26 protein-coding genes are annotated in these 21,960 nt (G+C 54.8%); all 26 read right to left on the reverse strand.

Features of this window, described 5'->3' with window-relative positions; all coding sequences use genetic code 11:
• Positions 1 to 2 precede the first annotated feature (2 nt).
• The gene (gene rpmD / locus K0P33_RS28930) at positions 3 to 179 is read right to left on the reverse strand and encodes a 50S ribosomal protein L30 (RefSeq protein WP_003176408.1); all 177 of its coding nucleotides are present in this window, start codon (positions 177 to 179) and stop codon (positions 3 to 5) included.
• A gap of 2 nt (positions 180 to 181) precedes the next feature.
• Positions 182 to 682, reverse strand: coding sequence for a 30S ribosomal protein S5 (gene rpsE, locus K0P33_RS28935; RefSeq protein ID WP_003176409.1), 501 nt, complete (start codon positions 680 to 682; stop codon positions 182 to 184).
• A 3-nt stretch (positions 683 to 685) separates the two neighbouring features.
• On the reverse strand, positions 686 to 1,036 hold the full coding sequence (gene rplR / locus K0P33_RS28940) for a 50S ribosomal protein L18 (RefSeq protein ID WP_003186037.1): 351 nt from the start codon (positions 1,034 to 1,036) through the stop codon (positions 686 to 688).
• A 10-nt stretch (positions 1,037 to 1,046) separates the two neighbouring features.
• Positions 1,047 to 1,580, reverse strand: a complete 534-nt coding sequence (gene rplF, locus K0P33_RS28945; RefSeq protein WP_003176412.1) for a 50S ribosomal protein L6 — start codon at positions 1,578 to 1,580, stop codon at positions 1,047 to 1,049.
• Positions 1,581 to 1,592: 12 nt separating this feature from the next.
• Positions 1,593 to 1,985: a 30S ribosomal protein S8 gene (gene rpsH, locus K0P33_RS28950; RefSeq protein WP_003176413.1), complete on the reverse strand. Its 393-nt coding sequence runs from the start codon at positions 1,983 to 1,985 to the stop codon at positions 1,593 to 1,595.
• A gap of 208 nt (positions 1,986 to 2,193) precedes the next feature.
• Complete coding sequence (rpsN, locus tag K0P33_RS28955) at positions 2,194 to 2,499, reverse strand: 30S ribosomal protein S14 (RefSeq protein ID WP_003176414.1); 306 nt, start codon at positions 2,497 to 2,499, stop codon at positions 2,194 to 2,196.
• Between the two features lie 13 nt (positions 2,500 to 2,512).
• On the reverse strand, positions 2,513 to 3,052 hold the full coding sequence (gene rplE, locus K0P33_RS28960; RefSeq protein WP_003176415.1) for a 50S ribosomal protein L5: 540 nt from the start codon (positions 3,050 to 3,052) through the stop codon (positions 2,513 to 2,515).
• A gap of 20 nt (positions 3,053 to 3,072) precedes the next feature.
• Positions 3,073 to 3,387, reverse strand: coding sequence for a 50S ribosomal protein L24 (gene rplX, locus K0P33_RS28965; protein ID WP_003176416.1), 315 nt, complete (start codon positions 3,385 to 3,387; stop codon positions 3,073 to 3,075).
• An 11-nt stretch (positions 3,388 to 3,398) separates the two neighbouring features.
• Complete coding sequence (rplN, locus tag K0P33_RS28970; protein ID WP_002555479.1) at positions 3,399 to 3,767, reverse strand: 50S ribosomal protein L14; 369 nt, start codon at positions 3,765 to 3,767, stop codon at positions 3,399 to 3,401.
• A gap of 23 nt (positions 3,768 to 3,790) precedes the next feature.
• Positions 3,791 to 4,057, reverse strand: coding sequence for a 30S ribosomal protein S17 (gene rpsQ / locus K0P33_RS28975; RefSeq protein ID WP_003176419.1), 267 nt, complete (start codon positions 4,055 to 4,057; stop codon positions 3,791 to 3,793).
• Between the two features lie 2 nt (positions 4,058 to 4,059).
• Positions 4,060 to 4,251 carry a 50S ribosomal protein L29 gene (rpmC, locus tag K0P33_RS28980; RefSeq protein ID WP_002555481.1) on the reverse strand — a complete coding sequence of 64 codons (192 nt, stop codon included), beginning with the start codon at positions 4,249 to 4,251 and terminating at the stop codon, positions 4,060 to 4,062.
• A complete protein-coding gene (rplP, locus tag K0P33_RS28985) occupies positions 4,251 to 4,664 on the reverse strand; it encodes a 50S ribosomal protein L16 (RefSeq protein WP_003232424.1) in 414 nt (137 codons plus the stop codon). Before rplP ends, rpmC begins: the two co-directional genes overlap by 1 nt.
• A gap of 12 nt (positions 4,665 to 4,676) precedes the next feature.
• Complete coding sequence (gene rpsC / locus K0P33_RS28990) at positions 4,677 to 5,363, reverse strand: 30S ribosomal protein S3 (protein WP_003176422.1); 687 nt, start codon at positions 5,361 to 5,363, stop codon at positions 4,677 to 4,679.
• A gap of 13 nt (positions 5,364 to 5,376) precedes the next feature.
• Positions 5,377 to 5,709, reverse strand: a complete 333-nt coding sequence (rplV, locus tag K0P33_RS28995; protein ID WP_003103908.1) for a 50S ribosomal protein L22 — start codon at positions 5,707 to 5,709, stop codon at positions 5,377 to 5,379.
• Positions 5,710 to 5,720: 11 nt separating this feature from the next.
• Positions 5,721 to 5,996, reverse strand: coding sequence for a 30S ribosomal protein S19 (gene rpsS / locus K0P33_RS29000; RefSeq protein ID WP_002555486.1), 276 nt, complete (start codon positions 5,994 to 5,996; stop codon positions 5,721 to 5,723).
• Between the two features lie 16 nt (positions 5,997 to 6,012).
• Positions 6,013 to 6,837, reverse strand: coding sequence for a 50S ribosomal protein L2 (rplB, locus tag K0P33_RS29005; protein ID WP_032884535.1), 825 nt, complete (start codon positions 6,835 to 6,837; stop codon positions 6,013 to 6,015).
• A 14-nt stretch (positions 6,838 to 6,851) separates the two neighbouring features.
• Complete coding sequence (rplW, locus tag K0P33_RS29010) at positions 6,852 to 7,151, reverse strand: 50S ribosomal protein L23 (protein WP_002555488.1); 300 nt, start codon at positions 7,149 to 7,151, stop codon at positions 6,852 to 6,854.
• The gene (gene rplD / locus K0P33_RS29015; protein WP_058414071.1) at positions 7,148 to 7,750 is read right to left on the reverse strand and encodes a 50S ribosomal protein L4; all 603 of its coding nucleotides are present in this window, start codon (positions 7,748 to 7,750) and stop codon (positions 7,148 to 7,150) included. The genes rplW and rplD overlap by 4 nt, the downstream gene beginning before the upstream one ends.
• Positions 7,751 to 7,762: 12 nt before the next feature.
• Complete coding sequence (gene rplC, locus K0P33_RS29020) at positions 7,763 to 8,398, reverse strand: 50S ribosomal protein L3 (RefSeq protein ID WP_003194649.1); 636 nt, start codon at positions 8,396 to 8,398, stop codon at positions 7,763 to 7,765.
• Between the two features lie 81 nt (positions 8,399 to 8,479).
• Positions 8,480 to 8,791, reverse strand: a complete 312-nt coding sequence (gene rpsJ / locus K0P33_RS29025) for a 30S ribosomal protein S10 (RefSeq protein WP_003186070.1) — start codon at positions 8,789 to 8,791, stop codon at positions 8,480 to 8,482.
• Between the two features lie 159 nt (positions 8,792 to 8,950).
• Entirely contained in the window at positions 8,951 to 10,144 is a 1,194-nt protein-coding gene (tuf, locus tag K0P33_RS29030) for an elongation factor Tu (RefSeq protein ID WP_003176426.1), read from the reverse strand.
• 30 nt (positions 10,145 to 10,174) lie between these two features.
• Positions 10,175 to 12,280, reverse strand: coding sequence for an elongation factor G (gene fusA, locus K0P33_RS29035; RefSeq protein ID WP_015886136.1), 2,106 nt, complete (start codon positions 12,278 to 12,280; stop codon positions 10,175 to 10,177).
• A 30-nt stretch (positions 12,281 to 12,310) separates the two neighbouring features.
• Positions 12,311 to 12,781: a 30S ribosomal protein S7 gene (gene rpsG / locus K0P33_RS29040; RefSeq protein WP_002555493.1), complete on the reverse strand. Its 471-nt coding sequence runs from the start codon at positions 12,779 to 12,781 to the stop codon at positions 12,311 to 12,313.
• A gap of 118 nt (positions 12,782 to 12,899) precedes the next feature.
• Positions 12,900 to 13,271: a 30S ribosomal protein S12 gene (rpsL, locus tag K0P33_RS29045; RefSeq protein WP_002555494.1), complete on the reverse strand. Its 372-nt coding sequence runs from the start codon at positions 13,269 to 13,271 to the stop codon at positions 12,900 to 12,902.
• Positions 13,272 to 13,488: 217 nt separating this feature from the next.
• A complete protein-coding gene (gene rpoC / locus K0P33_RS29050; RefSeq protein ID WP_094950472.1) occupies positions 13,489 to 17,688 on the reverse strand; it encodes a DNA-directed RNA polymerase subunit beta' in 4,200 nt (1,399 codons plus the stop codon).
• A gap of 64 nt (positions 17,689 to 17,752) precedes the next feature.
• Positions 17,753 to 21,826, reverse strand: a complete 4,074-nt coding sequence (rpoB, locus tag K0P33_RS29055; protein WP_094950473.1) for a DNA-directed RNA polymerase subunit beta — start codon at positions 21,824 to 21,826, stop codon at positions 17,753 to 17,755.
• Positions 21,827 to 21,960 lie beyond the last annotated feature (134 nt).

A 21,960-nucleotide genomic window follows, 5' to 3' on the forward strand; every position in this document is an offset into this window, starting at 1 on the left:
GATTAACCCTCTACACGCAGCATGTAGTAAGCCTTGTTGATCATCCCGCGATTCTCGGGAGTATCCTGGACTTCTACAGTGTGACCGATGCGACGCAGACCCAAACCTTTAACACACAGTTTGTGGTTAGGGATGCGGCCGGTCATGCTTTTGATCAACGTTACTTTAACGGTAGCCATGATCAGAAGATCTCCTTGACAGTCAGACCACGCTTGGCAGCGATGGACTCAGGAGATTGCATAGCTTTCAAACCTTTGAAAGTGGCGTGAACCACGTTTACCGGGTTAGTCGAGCCGTAGCACTTGGCCAGAACGTTCTGAACGCCAGCAACTTCGAGGACAGCACGCATAGCGCCGCCAGCGATGATACCGGTACCTTCAGAAGCAGGCTGCATGTACACCTTCGAAGCGCCATGGGCGGACTTCATTGCGTACTGCAGAGTGGTGCCGTTCAGATCAACTTGGATCATGTTGCGACGAGCAGCTTCCATTGCCTTCTGGATCGCAGCAGGCACTTCACGTGACTTGCCACGGCCGAAGCCAACACGCCCTTTACCATCACCAACCACGGTCAACGCGGTGAAAGTGAAGATACGGCCGCCTTTAACGGTTTTGGCTACGCGGTTAACTTGAACCAGCTTCTCAATGTAGCCTTCGTCGCGCTTTTGGTCGTTATTTGACATAACTTAGAACTCCAGCCCAGCTTCACGAGCAGCATCAGCCAGCGCTTTAACGCGGCCGTGGTACTTGAAGCCAGAGCGGTCGAAAGCCACTTGCGAGACGCCAGCGGCCTTAGCACGCGTAGCGACCAGCTGGCCAACCTTTGTGGCCGCGTCGATGTTGCCAGTGGCACCATCACGCAGTTCTTTATCCAAAGTCGAGGCGCTTGCCAGGACTTTGTTGCCGTCGGCCGAGATGACCTGGGCGTAGATGTGCTGCGACGAGCGGAACACGCAGAGACGCACGACTTCTAGTTCGTGCATTTTCAGGCGTGCTTTGCGAGCGCGACGCAGTCGAGTAACTTTTTTGTCGGTCATTTGCTATGCCCTACTTCTTCTTGGCTTCTTTACGACGGACGACTTCGTCCGCGTAGCGCACACCTTTGCCTTTGTACGGCTCTGGTGGACGGAAGTCGCGGATCTCAGCGGCCACCTGACCTACCAGCTGCTTATCAATACCCTTGATCAGGATATCGGTTTGGCTAGGGGTCTCAGCGGTGATGCCTTCCGGCAGTTCGTAATCCACTGGGTGCGAGAAGCCAAGGGCAAGGTTCAAAACCGTGCCTTTTGCTTGCGCTTTGTAACCAACACCGACCAGCTGGAGCTTACGCTCGAAGCCTTGGCTTACGCCTTGGACCATGTTGTTTACCAACGCACGCGTGGTACCGGCCATTGCGCGAGTTTGTTGATCGCCATTGCGAGCAGCGAAACGCAGCTCACCAGCTTCTTCAACGATCTCAACGGACGAATGGATGTTCAGTTCAAGAGTGCCCTTGGCACCCTTCACCGAAAGCTGTTGGCCTGCGAATTTGACTTCGACACCGGCTGGCAGCTTAACGGGGTTCTTAGCGACGCGAGACATGCTTATCCCCCCTTAGAACACAGTGCAAAGAACTTCGCCGCCGACACCGGCAGCGCGCGCAGCACGATCCGTCATCACACCTTTGTTGGTGGAGACGATAGACACGCCCAGACCGCCACGAACTTTCGGCAGATCTTCAGCGGACTTGTACTGACGCAGGCCTGGACGGCTAACGCGCTTCACTTCCTCGATGACCGAACGGCCTTCGAAGTATTTCAGCTCGATGGACAGCAGTGGTTTGATTTCGCTGCTGATCTGATAACCCGCAATGTAGCCTTCGTCTTTCAGGACTTTGGCAACAGCTACCTTCAACTTGGAAGATGGCATGCTTACGACGGACTTTTCAGCCATCTGGGCATTACGGATACGAGTTAGCATGTCCGCTAACGGGTCCTGCATACTCATGGGCTAGACGCTCCTAATACAAAAAAATTAGCCTTGCGGCTACATATGTCGCCGAGAATCTCCGAGCATAGAAAACACGGGCTCAGGCGAGCCGGGTATTCTAGACACACTGCGGAAATGAAACAAGCCCCAAAAGGGGCTTGTTCCAGATTCAAGGTCACCGGCGGTCAGTATCTTGCGATGCAGACCACCTGGACTTCGAAAGTACTTACCAGCTGGCTTTAACCAGACCTGGTACGTCACCACGCATTGCCGCTTCACGCAGTTTGTTACGGCCGAGGCCGAACTTGCGGTAAACGCCGTGTGGACGACCGGTCAGGCGGCAGCGGTTACGCATGCGCGAAGCGCTTGCGTCACGTGGCTGCTTCTGCAGAGCAACTGTAGCTTCCCAGCGCGCTTCTGGACTTGCGTTCAGATCAACGATGATTGCTTTCAGTGCTGCACGCTTCTTGGCGTACTTGGCAACCGTGAGCTGACGCTTCAGCTCGCGGTTTTTCATGCTCATCTTGGCCATGGTCCTACTCCAATCAGTTGCGGAACGGGAATTTGAAAGCACGCAACAGGGCGCGACCTTCATCATCGTTCTTGGCAGTGGTGGTCAGGGTGATGTCCAGACCGCGGAGAGCATCGATCTTGTCGTAGTCGATTTCCGGGAAGATGATCTGCTCTTTCACGCCCATGCTGTAGTTACCACGACCATCGAAGGACTTGGCATTCAGGCCGCGGAAGTCGCGTACCCGAGGCAGGGAGATCGACAGCAGACGATCCAGGAATTCGTACATACGCTCACGGCGCAGAGTCACTTTGACGCCGATCGGCCAACCTTCACGGACTTTAAAGCCAGCGATGGATTTCCGAGCGTAAGTCACAACGACTTTTTGACCGGTGATCTTTTCCAGGTCAGCAACAGCGTGCTCGATGACTTTTTTGTCACCGACCGCTTCGCCCAGACCCATATTCAGGGTGATTTTGGTAACGCGTGGAACTTCCATCACGTTCGAAAGCTTAAGTTCTTCCTTAAGCTTCGGTGCGATTTCTTTCCAGTAAATCTCTTTTAGTCGTGCCATGGTCTTCTACCTAGCAGTGTTCAAGCATCAACCGCTTTTTGGGTCGACTTGAAGACACGAATTTTCTTGCCATCTTCTACTTTGAAACCAACGCGGTCAGCCTTGTTGGTTTCGCCATTGAAAATAGCGACGTTAGAAGCGTCCAGCGGAGCTTCTTTTTCGACGATACCGCCTTGTACGCCCGACATCGGGTTAGGCTTGGTATGACGCTTAACCAGGTTCAGACCACCGATAACCAAACGGTTATTAGCGAGAACCTTAAGCACCTTACCGCGCTTACCTTTGTCTTTGCCGGCGATCACGATGATCTCGTCGTCACGACGAATCTTTTGCATGTCGGATCTCCTTACAGCACTTCTGGGGCGAGCGAGACGATCTTCATGAACTTCTCAGTACGAAGTTCACGGGTCACTGGCCCAAAGATACGGGTGCCGATCGGCTCTTGCTTGTTGTTCAGAAGAACAGCAGCGTTGCCATCAAAGCGGATAATGGAGCCATCTGCACGGCGTACGCCGTGACGAGTGCGGACTACAACAGCAGTCATCACTTGGCCTTTTTTCACTTTACCGCGAGGAATTGCTTCCTTAACGGTAACCTTGATGATGTCACCGATACCAGCGTAACGACGATGGGAGCCACCCAGCACCTTGATGCACATAACACGGCGAGCGCCGCTGTTATCGGCCACATCGAGCATGGATTGAGTCTGAATCATATAATTTCTCCGACCCCTAGTCCTTAGACTTCCACAGCGCGTTCGAGAACATCAACCAGCGCCCAAGACTTAGTCTTGGCCAGCGGACGAGTTTCACGAATAGTGACTTTGTCGCCGATGTGGCACTGGTTGGTTTCGTCGTGCGCGTGCAGCTTAGTCGAACGCTTAACATATTTACCGTAGATCGGGTGCTTAACGCGACGCTCGATCAAAACGGTGATGGTTTTGTCCATCTTGTCGCTGACAACACGGCCAGTCAGCGTACGGACAGTCTTTTCGGCTTCAGCCATGATCACTTACCTGCCTGCTGGTTGAGCACAGTCTTCACGCGAGCGATGTCACGCTTAACTTGCGAGAGCAGATGAGACTGCCCCAACTGGCCAGTTGCTTTCTGCATACGCAGATTGAACTGGTCGCGCAGCAAGCCGAGCAGTTGCTCGTTCAGCTGCTGTGCGGATTTTTCACGAAGTTCATTCGCTTTCATCACATCACCGTCCGTTTAACAAAGGCGGTGGCGAGCGGCAGCTTTGCAGCAGCCAGGGCAAAAGCCTCACGCGCCAGCTCTTCAGTTACACCCTCGATTTCATACAGGACTTTGCCTGGCTGAATCTGGGCTACCCAGTATTCCACGTTACCCTTACCTTTACCCATCCGAACCTCGAGAGGTTTTTTGGAGATCGGCTTGTCCGGGAATACACGGATCCAGATCTTGCCGCCACGTTTAACGTGACGGGTCAGAGCACGACGCGCTGACTCGATCTGACGAGCGGTGAGACGACCACGAGCTACAGACTTCAGCGCGAACTCGCCGAAGCTGACTTTGCTACCGCGCTGTGCCAGGCCACGGTTGTGACCTGTCATCTGCTTGCGGAACTTCGTACGCTTAGGTTGCAACATTTGGCGTACCCCTTACTTAGCAGCTTTTTTACGAGGCGCTGGTGCTTGTGGTTTCAGTTCTTCTTGGCGACCACCAATTACTTCGCCTTTGAAGATCCAAACCTTTACACCGATCACACCGTAAGTGGTGTGAGCTTCGTAGTTGGCATAGTCGATGTCGGCACGCAGGGTGTGCAGTGGCACACGACCTTCGCGATACCATTCAGTACGTGCGATTTCAGCACCGCCGAGACGACCGCTCACTTGGATTTTGATGCCTTTGGCACCAATGCGCATGGCGTTCTGTACAGCGCGCTTCATAGCGCGACGGAACATTACGCGACGCTCCAGCTGCTGAGCTACGCTCTGCGCAACCAGCATACCGTCGAGCTCCGGCTTACGGATCTCTTCGATATTGATGTGCACAGGCACACCCATTTGCTTGGTCAGGTCCTGACGCAGTTTCTCAACATCTTCACCTTTCTTCCCGATAACGATACCTGGACGAGCGGTGTGGATGGTGATACGTGCAGTTTGTGCCGGACGATGGATATCGATACGGCTTACGGACGCGCTTTTTAGTTTGTCTTGGAGATACTCACGCACCTTCAGATCAGCGAACAAATAGTCCGCATAAGTCCGACCGTCTGCGTACCAGACGGAGGTGTGCTCCTTGACGATTCCCAGGCGAATGCCAATGGGATGTACTTTCTGACCCATCTCTTCGACTCCGTTACTTGTCAGCAACCTTGACAGTGATATGGCAAGACCGCTTGACGATGCGATCAGCACGGCCTTTGGCACGCGGCATGATACGCTTCAGCGAACGCCCTTCGTTGACGAAAACGGTGCTGACCTTCAGGTCATCAACGTCTGCGCCTTCGTTATGCTCGGCGTTGGCTACGGCCGACTCCAGCACTTTCTTCATGATCTCGGCGGCTTTCTTACTGCTGAAAGCCAACAGGTTGAGCGCTTCGCCCACCTTCTTCCCGCGGATCTGGTCGGCGACCAAGCGGGCTTTCTGGGCGGAGATTCGAGCGCCCGACAACTTAGCGGCTACTTCCATTTCCTTACCCCTTAACGCTTGGCTTTCTTGTCTGCCACGTGCCCACGATAAGTGCGGGTACCGGCAAACTCGCCTAGTTTGTGGCCGACCATGTCTTCGTTAACGAGAACTGGGACGTGTTGACGACCGTTGTGTACTGCGATGGTCAAACCGACCATTTGTGGCAGGATCATCGAACGACGCGACCAGGTCTTAACTGGTTTGCGATCGTTCTTTTCCGCCGCCACTTCGATCTTCTTCAGTAGGTGAAGATCAATAAAAGGACCTTTTTTCAGAGAACGTGGCACTGTCGTATCCCTCTATTTACTTGCGACGACGGACGATCATTTTGTCGGTACGCTTATTACCACGAGTCTTCGCGCCCTTAGTCGGGAAGCCCCATGGCGATACCGGATGACGACCACCAGAGGTACGACCTTCACCACCACCGTGTGGGTGGTCAACCGGGTTCATGGCAACACCACGAACGGTTGGGCGAACGCCACGCCAGCGTTTGGCACCAGCTTTACCCAGCGAACGCAGGCTGTGCTCGGAGTTCGAGACTTCACCCAGGGTCGCGCGGCATTCAGCCAGCACTTTACGCATCTCACCAGAACGCAGACGCAGGGTCACGTAGACACCTTCACGAGCGATCAGCTGAGCCGAAGCACCAGCGGAACGAGCGATTTGCGCGCCTTTACCTGGCTTCAATTCGATGCCGTGTACGGTGCTACCAACTGGAATGTTACGCAGTTGCAGAGCGTTGCCCGGCTTGATCGGTGCCAAAGCACCTGCGATCAGCTGGTCACCAGCACTCACGCCTTTAGGGGCGATGATGTAGCGACGCTCGCCATCTGCGTACAGCAGCAGAGCGATGTGAGCAGTACGGTTTGGATCGTATTCAATACGCTCGACAGTGGCAGTGATGCCATCTTTGTCGTTGCGACGGAAATCGACCAGACGATAATGCTGCTTATGGCCACCACCGATGTGACGAGTGGTAATACGACCATTGTTGTTACGACCACCAGTCTTCGATTTTTTCTCGAGCAGCGGTGCGTGAGGAGCGCCTTTATGCAGCTCCTGGTTGACCACCTTGACCACAAAACGGCGGCCAGGGGAAGTCGGTTTGCATTTAACGATTGCCATGATGCACCCCTTCCTTACTCAGCACTGCTGCTGAAATCGAGATCTTGGCCTGGCTGAAGGGAGATAACTGCCTTCTTCCAGTCATTACGCTTGCCCAGACCGCGAGCAGTGCGCTTGCTCTTACCCAGAACATTCAGGGTAGTAACACGCTCTACTTTCACGCTGAACAGGCTTTCGACGGCCTTCTTGATTTCCAGCTTGGTTGCGTCAGTTGCAACCTTGAAAACGAACTGGCCTTTCTTGTCAGCCAGAACCGTAGCCTTTTCGGAAACGTGCGGGCCAAGCAGAACTTTAAATACGCGTTCCTGGTTCATCCCAGCAGCTCCTCGAATTTCTTCACGGCCGACACGGTGATCAACACCTTGTCGTATGCGATCAGACTAACTGGATCGGAACCTTGCACGTCACGTACATCAACGTGTGGCAGGTTACGAGCAGCCAGGTACAGGTTCTGATCAACAGCTTCAGACACGATCAGAACGTCGGTCAGATTCATGTTGTTCAGTTTGCCCAGCAGGTCTTTGGTTTTTGGACCATCAACAGCGAAGTCCTGAACCACGACCAGACGATCAGTACGCACGAGTTCAGCAAGGATGGAGCGCAGAGCTGCGCGATACATCTTCTTGTTGAGCTTCTGAGTGTGATCCTGTGGACGAGCTGCGAAAGTGGTACCGCCGCCACGCCAGATAGGGCTACGGATAGTACCGGCACGAGCACGGCCAGTACCTTTCTGACGCCAAGGGCGCTTACCGCCACCACGTACGTCGGAACGGGTCTTTTGCTGCTTGCTACCTTGACGGCCGCCGGCCATGTAGGCCACGACTGCTTGGTGAACCAGCGTCTCGTTGAATTCGCCGCCAAATGTCAGTTCGGAAACTTCGATCGCTTGAGCGTCATTTACATTTAATTGCATGTCAGCTTCCCCTTAACCGCGAGCCTTGGCCGCTGGACGTACAACCAGGTTGCCGCCAGTAGCGCCAGGAACAGCACCCTTGACCAACAACAGATTGCGTTCAGCGTCGACGCGCACTACTTCGAGGGACTGCACGGTCACGCGCTCAGCGCCCATATGACCGGACATTTTTTTGCCCTTGAATACACGACCAGGAGTCTGGCACTGGCCAATAGAGCCCGGGACGCGGTGGGAAACGGAGTTACCGTGAGTGTTGTCTTGACCACGGAAATTCCAACGCTTGATCGTACCCTGGAAGCCTTTACCTTTGGACTGACCGGTTACATCAACCAGTTGACCAGCGGCGAAGATTTCAGCGTTGATCAGATCGCCAGCCTGGTAGTCGCCATCTTCAAGACGGAACTCCATAACAGTGCGACCAGCTGCAACGTTTGCTTTAGCGAAGTGACCTGCTTGAGCAGCAGTCACGCGCGAAGCACGACGCTCGCCGACAGTGACTTGCACTGCACGATAGCCATCGGTTTCTTCAGTTTTGAACTGGGTGACGCGATTCGGCTCGATCTCAATGACCGTGACCGGAATGGAGACACCTTCTTCGGTGAAAATACGGGTCATACCGCATTTACGACCGACTACACCAATAGTCATGTTGTAAACCTCATGAGTGTACGGGGCTTTCACCCGCTATGGCCGCCCATTTCAGAGCGTTACACGACTAAGACCCAAGTCTTAGCCGAGGCTGATCTGTACTTCCACACCGGCCGCCAGATCAAGCTTCATAAGCGCATCAACGGTTTTATCCGTTGGCTGGACGATGTCCAGTACGCGCTTATGAGTACGGATCTCGTACTGGTCACGCGCGTCTTTGTTGACGTGCGGGGAGACCAGAACGGTGAACCGCTCTTTACGGGTAGGCAGTGGAATTGGACCACGCACTTGAGCACCAGTACGTTTCGCGGTTTCCACGATTTCCTGGGTGGATTGGTCGATCAGGCGATGGTCAAAAGCCTTCAACCTGATACGGATTTGCTGATTTTGCATTGGATTTCAGACTCCGGCTGCTATTCCCAGCGAGCGCAATACGCCCGTTAAAAGGAGGCGCAATTCTATAGACGGCCTAGATAGGTGTCAACCCAATAAAAAAGGCCCCCGCTAAGCGGGGGCCTTCTCAAAACATCAAAGCTATCTCAGAAGAGATAATTACTCGATGATTTTAGCTACAACGCCAGCACCAACGGTACGGCCGCCTTCACGGATTGCGAAGCGCAGACCGTCTTCCATAGCGATGGTTTTGATCAGGGTGACAACCATTTTGATGTTGTCGCCTGGCATTACCATTTCTACGCCTTCCGGCAGCTCGCAGTTACCAGTAACGTCGGTAGTACGGAAGTAGAACTGTGGACGGTAGCCTTTGAAGAACGGAGTGTGACGACCGCCTTCTTCTTTGCTCAGCACGTACACTTCAGCTTCGAACTTGGTGTGCGGCTTAACCGAACCTGGCTTAACCAGAACCTGGCCACGCTCAACGTCGTCACGCTTGGTACCACGCAGCAGAACGCCGCAGTTCTCGCCAGCACGACCTTCGTCGAGCAGTTTACGGAACATTTCAACACCGGTGCAGGTGGTGACGGTAGTGTCACGCAGACCAACGATTTCCAGTGGATCTTGAACCTTAACGATACCGCGCTCGATACGACCAGTCACAACAGTACCACGACCGGAGATCGAGAATACGTCTTCGATTGGCATCAGGAACGGCTTGTCGATAACACGAACTGGATCTGGGATGTAGCTGTCCAGAGTTTCAACCAGTTTACGAACGGACGTGGTGCCCATTTCGTTGTCGTCTTTGCCTTCCAGAGCCATACGAGCAGAACCGATGATGATCGGAGTGTCGTCGCCTGGGAAGTCGTAAGTGCTCAGCAGATCGCGCACTTCCATCTCAACCAGTTCCAGCAGCTCAGCGTCGTCTACCAGGTCAGCCTTGTTCAGGTAAACCACGATGTACGGAACGCCTACCTGACGGGACAGCAGGATGTGCTCACGGGTTTGTGGCATCGGACCATCAGCGGCCGAACAAACCAGGATCGCGCCGTCCATCTGGGCAGCACCGGTGATCATGTTCTTCACATAGTCAGCGTGACCTGGGCAGTCAACGTGAGCGTAGTGACGGATCAGCGAGTTGTATTCAACGTGCGCGGTGTTGATGGTGATACCACGAGCTTTTTCTTCTGGTGCGCTGTCGATTTTATCGAAATCAACGATTGCGGAACCGAATACTTCGGAGCAAACGCGAGTCAGAGCAGCAGTCAGAGTGGTTTTACCGTGGTCAACGTGACCGATAGTGCCAACGTTGACGTGCGGTAGGGAACGATCAAATTTTTCTTTAGCCACGACAATTAACTCCTTGCCTAAAGGACTGAATCAGCCTTGTTTTTTGGATACAGTTTCAGCGATGTGCGCCGGAGCTGTGTTGTATTTTTTGAATTCCATAGAGTAGCTTGCGCGACCCTGAGACATGGAGCGAACGTCGGTCGCATAACCGAACATCTCACCCAACGGAACCTCGGCGCGAATCACTTTGCCGGAAACCGTGTCTTCCATACCCAAGATCATGCCGCGACGACGGTTGAGGTCGCCCATGACATCACCCATATAGTCTTCAGGTGTAACAACTTCTACCGCCATGATTGGCTCAAGCAACTCACCACCGCCCTTCTGGGCCAGTTGCTTGGTTGCCATGGAAGCAGCCACCTTAAACGCCATCTCGTTGGAGTCGACGTCGTGGTAAGAACCGTCAAAAACGGTTGCTTTCAGGCCGATCAGCGGATAGCCGGCAACAACACCGTTCTTCATCTGCTCTTCGATACCCTTCTGGATAGCAGGGATGTATTCCTTAGGAACAACACCACCCACTACTTCGTTCACGAATTGCAGACCTTCCTGACCTTCGTCAGCAGGAGCAAAACGGATCCAGCAGTGACCGAACTGACCACGACCGCCGGACTGACGAACGAACTTGCCTTCGATTTCACAGTTCTTCGTGATGCGCTCACGATAGGAAACCTGAGGCTTACCGATGTTGGCTTCGACGTTGAACTCACGGCGCATCCGGTCAACCAGGATGTCCAGGTGCAGCTCGCCCATGCCGGAGATGATCGTTTGACCAGTCTCTTCATCAGTCTTGACGCGGAAAGATGGATCTTCCTGAGCAAGTTTGCCCAGAGCGATACCCATTTTTTCCTGGTCATCCTTGGTCTTAGGCTCCACGGCAACCGAAATAACCGGCTCCGGGAAGTCCATACGAACCAGGATGATTGGCTTGTCAGCGTTGCACAAAGTCTCACCAGTGGTGACGTCCTTCATGCCGATCAAGGCCGCGATGTCACCAGCGCGCACTTCCTTGATCTCTTCGCGGGCGTTCGCGTGCATTTGCACCATACGACCCACGCGCTCTTTCTTGCCTTTAACCGAGTTGATTACGCCGTCGCCGGAGTTCAACACGCCCGAGTAAACACGGACGAAGGTCAAGGTACCCACGAATGGGTCAGTGGCAATTTTAAATGCCAGAGCAGAGAACGGTTCTGCATCGTCTGCATGACGCTCCAGCTCGATAGTCTCGTCATCCGGGTCAGTACCCTTGATGGCAGGAATATCAACTGGCGCAGGCAGGTAGTCGATCACAGCATCGAGAACCAGGGGAACACCCTTGTTCTTGAACGACGAACCGCAAACAGCCAAGACGATCTCACCAGCAATAGTACGCTGACGCAGAGCAGCCTTGATTTCCACGTTGGTGAGTTCTTCACCTTCGAGGTACTTGTTCATCAGCTCTTCGTTGGCTTCGGCCGCAGCTTCAACCATGTTGTTGCGCCATTCGTCAGCCAGTTCCTGCAGTTCAGCAGGGATAGGCTTACGAACAGGAACCATACCCTTGTCAGCATCGTTCCAGTAAACAGCTTCCATGGTCAGCAGATCGATCTGGCCTTGGAAGTTGTCTTCGGAACCGATAGCCAACTGGATTGGCACCGGGGTGTGACCCAGACGCTGCTTGATCTGACCGATCACGCGCAGGAAGTTCGCACCAGCACGGTCCATCTTGTTTACGTAAACAAGACGTGGAACGCCGTATTTGTTGGCTTGACGCCATACGGTTTCCGACTGAGGCTCAACACCCGAGGTGCCGCAGAACACAACGACAGCGCCGTCGAGTACGCGCAGGGAACGCTCAACTTCAATAGTGAAGTCTACGTGGCCCGGGGTATCGATTACGTTGAAGCGGTGCTCATCCTTGTACTGCTTCTCGGAACCTTTCCAGAAGGCGGTAATAGCAGCAGAAGTAATGGTAATACCACGCTCCTGCTCCTGAACCATCCAGTCTGTGGTCGCGGCGCCGTCATGCACCTCGCCCATCTTGTGACTTTTGCCGGTGTAAAACAGCACGCGCTCGGTGGTGGTGGTTTTACCAGCATCCACGTGAGCAACGATACCGATGTTACGGTAGCGGCTAATCGGAGTAGTACGAGCCATAAAGCCCTCGCAAAATTAGTGAAGCTAAGATTAGAAGCGGTAGTGCGAGAAAGCTTTGTTAGCTTCAGCCATACGGTGCACGTCTTCACGCTTCTTAACAGCAGCACCTTTACCTTCAGCAGCGTCCAACAGTTCGCCAGCCAAACGCAGAGCCATAGACTTCTCGCCGCGCTTACGGGCGAAGTCTACCAACCAGCGCATTGCCAGAGCATTACGACGGGACGGGCGAACTTCAACCGGAACCTGGTAAGTAGCACCGCCTACACGGCGCGACTTCACTTCGACCAGCGGAGCGATGGCGTCGAGAGCTTTCTCGAAGATTTCCAGGGGGTCGCTGTTCTTGCGTTCTTTAACCTTTTCCAGCGCGCCATAAACGATACGCTCGGCAACGGCTTTCTTGCCGCTTTCCATCACGTGGTTCATGAACTTGGCCAGAATTTGGCTTCCGTATTTTGGATCGTCAAGCACTTCGCGCTTGGCTGCTACGCGTCTTCTTGGCATGGATAAGCCCTCAAACGGTCTTCAGGTTCGCTCGGAATCAGTGCCCTTTCGGGACGCCTCCGACCTTACTCTTATCGACTCAGAAAATAAGATGATTCAGGTTTACAAAAAGCCGCTACTACTTAGGCTTCTTGGTACCGTACTTCGAACGACCCTGGTTACGACCTTTAACGCCGGAAGTATCCAAGGAGCCGCGTACGGTGTGGTAACGAACACCTGGCAAGTCTTTTACACGACCGCCGCGGATCAGTACCACGCTGTGCTCTTGCAGGTTGTGGCCTTCACCGCCGATGTACGAGGAAACCTCGAAACCGTTGGTCAGACGCACACGGCATACTTTACGCAGTGCCGAGTTAGGTTTTTTCGGCGTAGTGGTATACACGCGAGTGCATACGCCACGACGTTGCGGGCAGTTCTGCAGCGCAGGTACGTCGGATTTCTCGACGATACGCTTACGCGGCTGACGTACCAGCTGGTTGATAGTTGCCATCTACTAGCTCCACTGTTGTCTTGCGACGCTATTGTCTTGCAAGAAAAGCAAAATGGCAGGAACGAATTCCCGCCAAATTTAGGGGTACAAGAGTCTAAAGAGGATCTTGCCCCCAGTCAAGGCAAGGCCCCGACCTCCCCTCTCATCGAAGCGGGGCAAAATTGCCTCGATCCGACGAATGGGGGCTGCCAGGGCCCAGACTTATCTATCGCAGAACTCAGTTACCGCTTGAGTTCAGCGCTTCGGTCAGTGCAGCTTCCACTTCACTGGCGCTTACGCGCAGCGGCTTGTCGAGTTCACGGCGGCGCTTACGCTCGCTGTGGTAGGCCAAGCCGGTACCTGCCGGGATCAAACGACCCACGACCACGTTTTCTTTCAGGCCGCGCAGATAATCGCGCTTGCCGGTTACCGCTGCTTCGGTCAGTACGCGAGTGGTCTCCTGGAAGGAGGCCGCCGAGATGAACGACTCAGTGGACAACGACGCCTTGGTGATACCCAGCAACACACGAGTGAACTTGGAGACAAATTTGTCTTCCGCGCCCAGACGTTCGTTCTCTACCAGTACGTGAGTCAGTTCCATCTGGTCGCCCTTGATGAAACTGGAATCGCCGGATTCAGCGATTTCAACTTTACGCAGCATCTGACGCAGGATGGTCTCGATGTGCTTATCGTTGATCTTCACGCCTTGCAGACGATAAACGTCCTGGATCTCGTTAACGATGTACTTGGCCAGCGCACTCACACCCAGCAGACGCAGGATGTCGTGTGGATCGCTTGGGCCGTCGGAGATAACTTCGCCGCGGTTTACCTGTTCGCCTTCGAAGACGTTCAGGTGACGCCACTTCGGAATCAGCTCTTCGTACGGATCGCTACCGTCGTTCGGGGTAATGACCAGACGGCGCTTGCCTTTGGTCTCTTTACCGAACGCGATGGTGCCGCTGACTTCAGCCAGAATCGACGCTTCTTTCGGACGACGAGCTTCGAACAAGTCGGCAACACGCGGCAGACCACCGGTGATGTCACGGGTCTTCGAAGTTTCTTGCGGGATACGCGCGATAACATCACCGATCGCGATCTTCGCACCATCCGCTACACCGACAAGGGCGTTGGCTGGCAGGAAGTACTGAGCGATTACGTCAGTGCCTGGCAGCAACAAGTCCTTGCCGTTGTCATCGACCATCTTAACGGCAGGACGGATGTCTTTACCGGCAGCTGGACGATCTTTCGCGTCGAGTACTTCAATGTTGGTCATACCGGTCAATTCGTCAGTCTGACGCTTGATCGTGATGCCTTCTTCCATGCCCACGTAGGTCACGGTACCTTTCATTTCGGTAACGATTGGGTGAGTGTGCGGATCCCACTTGGCCACGATTGCGCCAGCGTCGACCTTGTCACCTTCTTTAACCGAAATCACAGCACCGTACGGCAGCTTGTAACGCTCACGCTCACGACCGTAGTCATCAGCGATCGCCAGCTCACCGGAACGGGACACAGCAACCAGGCAACCATCCACTCGCTCAACATGCTTCAGGTTGTGCAGACGGACGGTACCGCCATTCTTCACCTGAACGCTGTCGGCTGCGGAGGTCCGGCTTGCCGCACCACCAATGTGGAACGTACGCATGGTCAGCTGGGTACCCGGCTCACCGATGGACTGGGCAGCAATAACGCCGACCGCTTCACCGATGTTCACCTGGTGACCACGGGCCAAGTCACGGCCGTAGCACTTGGCACAAATGCCGTAGCGGGTTTCGCAGCTGATCGGCGAGCGAACAATCACTTCGTCGATGCTGTTGAGCTCGATGAACTCGACCCACTTCTCGTCTACCAAGGTGCCGGCAGGAACGATAATTTCCTCGGTACCTGGCTTGAATACGTCACGGGCGATTACTCGACCCAGTACGCGCTCACCCAACGGCTCTACAACGTCGCCGCCTTCGATGTGCGGAGTCATCAGCAGACCGTGTTCGGTACCGCAGTCAACTTCAGTCACAACCAAGTCTTGCGCAACGTCTACCAGACGACGAGTCAGGTAACCGGAGTTAGCGGTTTTCAACGCGGTATCCGCCAGACCTTTACGAGCACCGTGAGTCGAGATGAAGTACTGAAGTACGCTCAAACCTTCACGGAAGTTCGCAGTAATCGGCGTTTCGATGATGGAACCGTCCGGCTTGGCCATCAGGCCACGCATACCGGCGAGCTGACGGATCTGCGCAGCAGAACCCCGTGCGCCCGAGTCGGCCATCATGTACATCGAGTTGAAAGACTCTTGATCGACTTCTACGCCGTGACGGTCGATAACCTTCTCTTTCGAGAGGTTAGCCATCATCGCCTTCGACACTTCGTCGTTGGCCTTGGACCAAAGGTCGATCACTTTGTTGTACTTCTCGCCCTGGGTTACCAGGCCGGAGGCGTACTGGCTCTCGATTTCTTTCACTTCATCGGTAGCAGCACTGATGATCTGGGCTTTTTCATCCGGGATAACGAAGTCGTTAACACCGATGGAAACGCCGGAAATGGTCGAGTAAGCAAAACCGGTGTACATCAACTGGTCAGCGAAGATTACGGTCTCTTTCAAACCAACCACGCGGTAGCACTGGTTGATCAGCTTGGAGATCGCCTTTTTCTTCATCGGCAAGTTAACGACGTCGTACGACAGGCCTTTTGGCACAACTTGATACAACAGCGCACGGCCGACAGTGGTGTCGACGATACGGGTGCCGCTCACGCTGCCGCCGTCACGGTCGTTGACGGTTTCGTTGATCCGCACTTTGACCTTGGCGTGCAGTGCGGCTTCGCCGGCACGGAACACACGGTCAACTTCTTGCAGGTCAGCGAACACACGACCTTCGCCTTTAGCGTTGATCGCTTCACGCGTCATGTAGTACAGACCCAATACAACGTCCTGCGACGGAACGATGATTGGCTCACCGTTGGCTGGCGACAGAATGTTGTTGGTCGACATCATCAACGCACGCGCTTCCAACTGGGCTTCCAGTGTCAGCGGTACGTGCACGGCCATTTGGTCGCCGTCGAAGTCGGCGTTGTACGCAGCACAGACCAGAGGGTGCAGCTGGATAGCCTTACCTTCGATCAGTACCGGTTCAAACGCCTGGATACCCAGACGGTGAAGGGTCGGTGCACGGTTGAGGAGAACCGGGTGTTCGCGAATTACTTCGGCGAGAACGTCCCAAACCTCTGGCAGTTCGCGCTCGACCATTTTCTTGGCCGCTTTGATCGTGGTCGCGAGACCGCGCATTTCCAGCTTGCCGAAGATGAACGGCTTGAACAGCTCAAGTGCCATCTTCTTAGGCAGACCGCACTGGTGCAGACGCAGGGTCGGGCCTACGGTAATTACCGAACGACCGGAGTAGTCAACACGCTTACCGAGCAAGTTCTGACGGAAACGACCTTGCTTACCCTTGATCATGTCAGCCAAGGATTTCAGAGGACGCTTGTTGGAACCGGTGATAGCGCGGCCACGACGACCGTTGTCGAGCAGGGCATCGACAGCTTCTTGCAACATACGCTTTTCGTTGCGCACGATGATGTCCGGAGCGGACAGATCAAGCAGGCGCTTCAAGCGGTTGTTACGGTTGATCACGCGGCGGTACAGGTCGTTGAGGTCGGACGTCGCGAAACGACCACCGTCCAACGGTACCAGCGGACGCAGGTCTGGCGGCAGAACCGGCAGAACGGTCAGCACCATCCATTCTGGCAAGTTGCCGGAACCCTGGAAGGCTTCCATCAACTTCAGACGCTTGGACAGTTTCTTGATCTTGGTTTCAGAGTTGGTTTGCGGAATTTCTTCACGCAGACGGCCAATCTCGTGTTCCAAGTCGATAGCGTGCAGCAGTTCGCGGACGGCTTCAGCACCCATGCGGGCATCAAAGTCATCGCCGAACTCTTCCAGCGCTTCGAAGTACTGCTCGTCGTTCAGCAACTGACCTTTTTCAAGGGTGGTCATGCCTGGATCGATAACGACATAGCTCTCGAAGTAGAGAACGCGTTCGATATCACGCAGGGTCATGTCCATCAGCAAGCCGATACGGGACGGCAGCGATTTCAGGAACCAGATGTGGGCAACCGGCGAAGCCAGTTCGATGTGCGCCATGCGCTCACGACGAACTTTAGCCAGCGCAACTTCAACGCCGCACTTCTCGCAGATCACACCACGGTGCTTCAAGCGCTTGTACTTACCGCACAGGCACTCGTAATCCTTTACCGGGCCAAAGATCTTGGCGCAGAACAGGCCGTCACGCTCAGGTTTGAACGTACGGTAGTTGATGGTTTCCGGCTTTTTAACTTCACCGAACGACCACGAACGGATCATCTCAGGCGATGCCAATCCAATACGGATGGCGTCGAACTCTTCGACTTGACCCTGGTTTTTCAGCAAATTCAGTAGGTCTTTCAAGGCCTTTCCTCCTGGCGGAGCAGAGAGCGGGCTAAACAGCCCCGCTCTCGATTCGCGTCACGTGTTATTCGGTTTCCAGATCGATATCGATGCCGAGGGAACGAATTTCTTTGATCAACACGTTGAAGGACTCGGGCATGCCCGGCTCCATACGGTGATCGCCGTCCACGATGTTTTTGTACATCTTGGTCCGACCGTTCACATCGTCCGACTTCACTGTGAGCATTTCTTGCAGAGTGTAAGCAGCACCGTATGCTTCCAGTGCCCAGACCTCCATCTCCCCGAAACGCTGACCACCGAACTGAGCCTTACCACCCAGCGGCTGCTGGGTAACCAGGCTGTACGAACCGGTAGAACGAGCGTGCATCTTGTCGTCTACCAAGTGGTTCAGCTTCAGCATGTACATGTAGCCAACAGTAACCGGGCGCTCAAACTTGTTGCCGGTACGGCCGTCGAACAACTGCATCTGGCCGCTTTCTGGCAGGTCTGCCAGTTTCAGCATGGCCTTGATTTCGCTTTCCTTGGCACCGTCGAACACCGGGGTAGCCATTGGAACGCCGCCGCGCAGGTTCTTCGCCAGATCCAGGATTTCCTGGTCGGTGAAGGTGTCCAGCTCTTCGTTGCGACCGCCGATCTCGTTGTAGATCTCGTGCAGGAACTTGCGCAGGTCTGCGACCTTGCGCTGCTCTTCGATCATACGGTTGATCTTCTCACCCAGACCTTTGGCCGCGAGGCCCAGGTGGGTTTCAAGGATCTGACCAACGTTCATACGCGAAGGTACGCCCAACGGGTTGAGGACGACGTCGACCGGGGTGCCATTGGCATCGTGCGGCATGTCTTCAACCGGCATGATCACGGAGACCACACCTTTGTTACCGTGACGACCGGCCATCTTGTCGCCCGGTTGGATGCGGCGACGGATTGCCAGGTAAACCTTGACGATTTTCAGCACGCCTGGAGCCAGGTCATCGCCCTGCTGCAGTTTGCGCTTCTTGTCTTCGAACTTGTCGTCCAGCAGACGGCGACGATCAACGATGTAGGCCTGGGCCTTCTCGAGCTGCTCGTTCAGAGCATCTTCAGCCATGCGCAGTTTGAACCACTGGCCGTGCTCAAGACCGTCGAGGATTTCGTCGGTGATATCCTGACCTTTCTTCAGACCTGCGCCGCCTTCGGCCTTGTGGCCTACCAGAGCGGAACGCAGACGTTCGAAGGTCGCGCCTTCAACGATACGGAACTCTTCGTTCAGGTCCTTGCGGATCTCGTCGAGTTGAGTCTTCTCGATGGACAGTGCACGAGCATCACGCTCAACGCCGTCACGGGTGAAGACCTGTACGTCGATGACAGTACCCTTGGTACCGGTAGGTACACGCAGGGAGGTGTCTTTAACGTCGCTGGCTTTTTCACCGAAGATGGCACGCAACAGCTTCTCTTCCGGAGTCAGTTGGGTCTCGCCTTTCGGAGTGACCTTACCTACCAGAATGTCGCCCGCGCCAACTTCAGCACCTACGTAAACGATACCCGCTTCGTCCAGCTTGTTCAGTGCAGCTTCACCCACGTTCGGGATGTCTGCAGTGATTTCCTCTGGCCCAAGCTTGGTGTCACGTGCCACACAGGTCAGTTCCTGAATGTGGATCGTGGTGAAGCGATCTTCCTGAACCACACGCTCGGACAGGCAGATGGAGTCTTCGAAGTTGTAACCGTTCCAGGCCATGAACGCGATGCGCATGTTCTGACCCAGTGCCAGCTCACCCATATCGGTGGAAGGACCGTCAGCCATGATGTCGCTGCGCTGAACCCGATCACCCTTGCTCACCAGCGGACGCTGGTTGATGCAGGTGTTCTGGTTGGAGCGGGTGTATTTGGTCAGGTTGTAGATGTCGACACCGGCTTCGCCAGTTTCAACTTCGTCATCGGCAACACGAACCACGATACGGCTGGCATCAACGGAGTCGATCACGCCGCCACGACGAGCCACGACGCAAACGCCGGAGTCACGGGCTACGTTACGCTCCATGCCGGTACCTACCAGCGGCTTGTCAGCGCGCAGGGTGGGTACAGCTTGACGCTGCATGTTGGAACCCATCAACGCACGGTTGGCGTCATCGTGTTCCAGGAACGGGATCAGCGACGCTGCAACCGAAACTACCTGCTTCGGCGATACGTCCATCAAGGTGACGTCTTCCGGCGCCTTGACGGTGAACTCGTTCAAGTGACGAACAGCGACCAGCTCGTCGATCAGCATTTTCTTATCGTTCATCGTGGCCGAAGCCTGAGCGATAACGTGATCAGCTTCTTCGATGGCAGACAGGAACACGATCTCGTCGGTGACCAGAGCGTCTTTCACTACACGGTACGGGCTCTCGAGGAAGCCGTACTGGTTAGTGCGCGCATAAGCGGCCAGGGAGTTGATCAGGCCGATGTTCGGACCTTCCGGCGTTTCGATCGGGCAAACACGACCGTAGTGCGTCGGGTGTACGTCACGAACTTCAAAGCCTGCTCGCTCACGGGTCAGACCGCCCGGGCCCAGTGCGGAAACACGGCGCTTGTGGGTGATCTCGGAGAGCGGGTTGTTCTGGTCCATGAACTGCGAGAGCTGGCTGGAACCGAAGAACTCTTTCACCGCTGCAGCCACTGGCTTGGCGTTGATCAGGTCTTGCGGCATCAGGCCTTCGCTTTCAGCCATCGACAGACGCTCTTTGACCGCACGCTCAACACGTACCAGGCCAACGCGGAACTGGTTCTCGGCCATTTCGCCTACGCAGCGAACACGACGGTTACCCAGGTGGTCGATGTCATCGACGATGCCTTTACCGTTACGGATGTCGACCAGGGTCTTCAGTACCGCGACGATGTCTTCCTTGCACAACACGCCCGAACCTTCGATCTCGGTACGACCGATACGACGGTTGAACTTCATCCGGCCGACCGCAGACAGGTCATAGCGCTCAGGGCTGAAGAACAGGTTATTGAACAGGGTCTCGGCAGCGTCTTTGGTTGGTGGCTCACCAGGACGCATCATGCGATAGATCTCGACCAGCGCTTCCAATTGGTTGCTGGTGGAGTCGATCTTCAGTGTGTCGGAGACGAACGGACCGCAGTCGATGTCGTTGGTGTACAGGGTCTCGATGCGAACAACCTGAGCCTTGGCGATTTTCGCCAGGATCTCGGTGTTCAGCTCGGTGTTGCACTCAGCCAGGATTTCGCCTGTAGCTGGGTGAACGATGACCTTGGCGGTGGTGCGGCCCAAAACGTAGTCCAGAGGCACATCCAGCGACTTGATACCGGCTTTTTCGATCTGGTTGATGTGGCGCGCAGTAATACGGCGACCAGCCTCAACGATGACCTTGCCATTCTCATCCTGGATGTCCAGGACAGCAATTTCACCACGCAGACGCGAAGCAATCAGTTCCAGGCTGAGGGTTTCATCCTTCAGGCTGAATACGTTGGTGGTGTAGAAAGCATCCAGCACTTGCTCAGTGGTATAGCCGAGCGCGCGCAGCAGTACCGAGGCCGGCAGCTTACGACGACGGTCGATACGCACGAACACGCAGTCTTTCGGGTCGAACTCGAAGTCCAACCACGAGCCGCGGTACGGAATGATCCGCGCGGAGTACAGGAGCTTACCGGAGCTATGCGTCTTGCCGCGGTCGTGGTCGAAGAACACGCCCGGGGAACGGTGCAGCTGGGAAACGATAACGCGCTCAGTACCGTTGATAACGAAGGTACCGTTTTCAGTCATCAGTGGGATTTCGCCCATGTAGACTTCTTGCTCTTTGATGTCCTTGATCGCTTTGTTCGACGATTCTTTGTCGAAAATGATCAGACGGACTTTTACCCGCAAAGGTACGGCGTACGTAACACCGCGTAACACGCATTCTTTGACATCAAATGCCGGTTCGCCCAGGCGATAACCCACGTACTCCAGCGCAGCATTGCCGGAGTAGCTGATGATCGGGAAAACGGATTTGAAGGCCGCATGCAGGCCCACGTCGCGGAACTGATCTTTAGTCGCTCCCGCTTGCAAGAATTCACGATACGAATCCAGCTGGATAGCCAGAAGGTACGGGACATCCATGACGTCCGGCAACTTGCTAAAGTCCTTGCGGATACGTTTTTTCTCAGTATATGAGTAAGCCATCAGCGTTCCCCAGCTTGGTCACCTGCTTGTTTGGCCCCTCCCGACGGGAGCAGCCAGAAAATCTCGCAAACCCCATGGTTTGCACCACCGCATCGGGTGGCTACAGCACGTTAATGGCGGCGACCGAGTCGACA

The organism is Pseudomonas sp. ArH3a, from assembly GCF_022648765.1.
In the GTDB taxonomy this organism is placed as follows: Bacteria; Pseudomonadota; Gammaproteobacteria; order Pseudomonadales; family Pseudomonadaceae; genus Aquipseudomonas.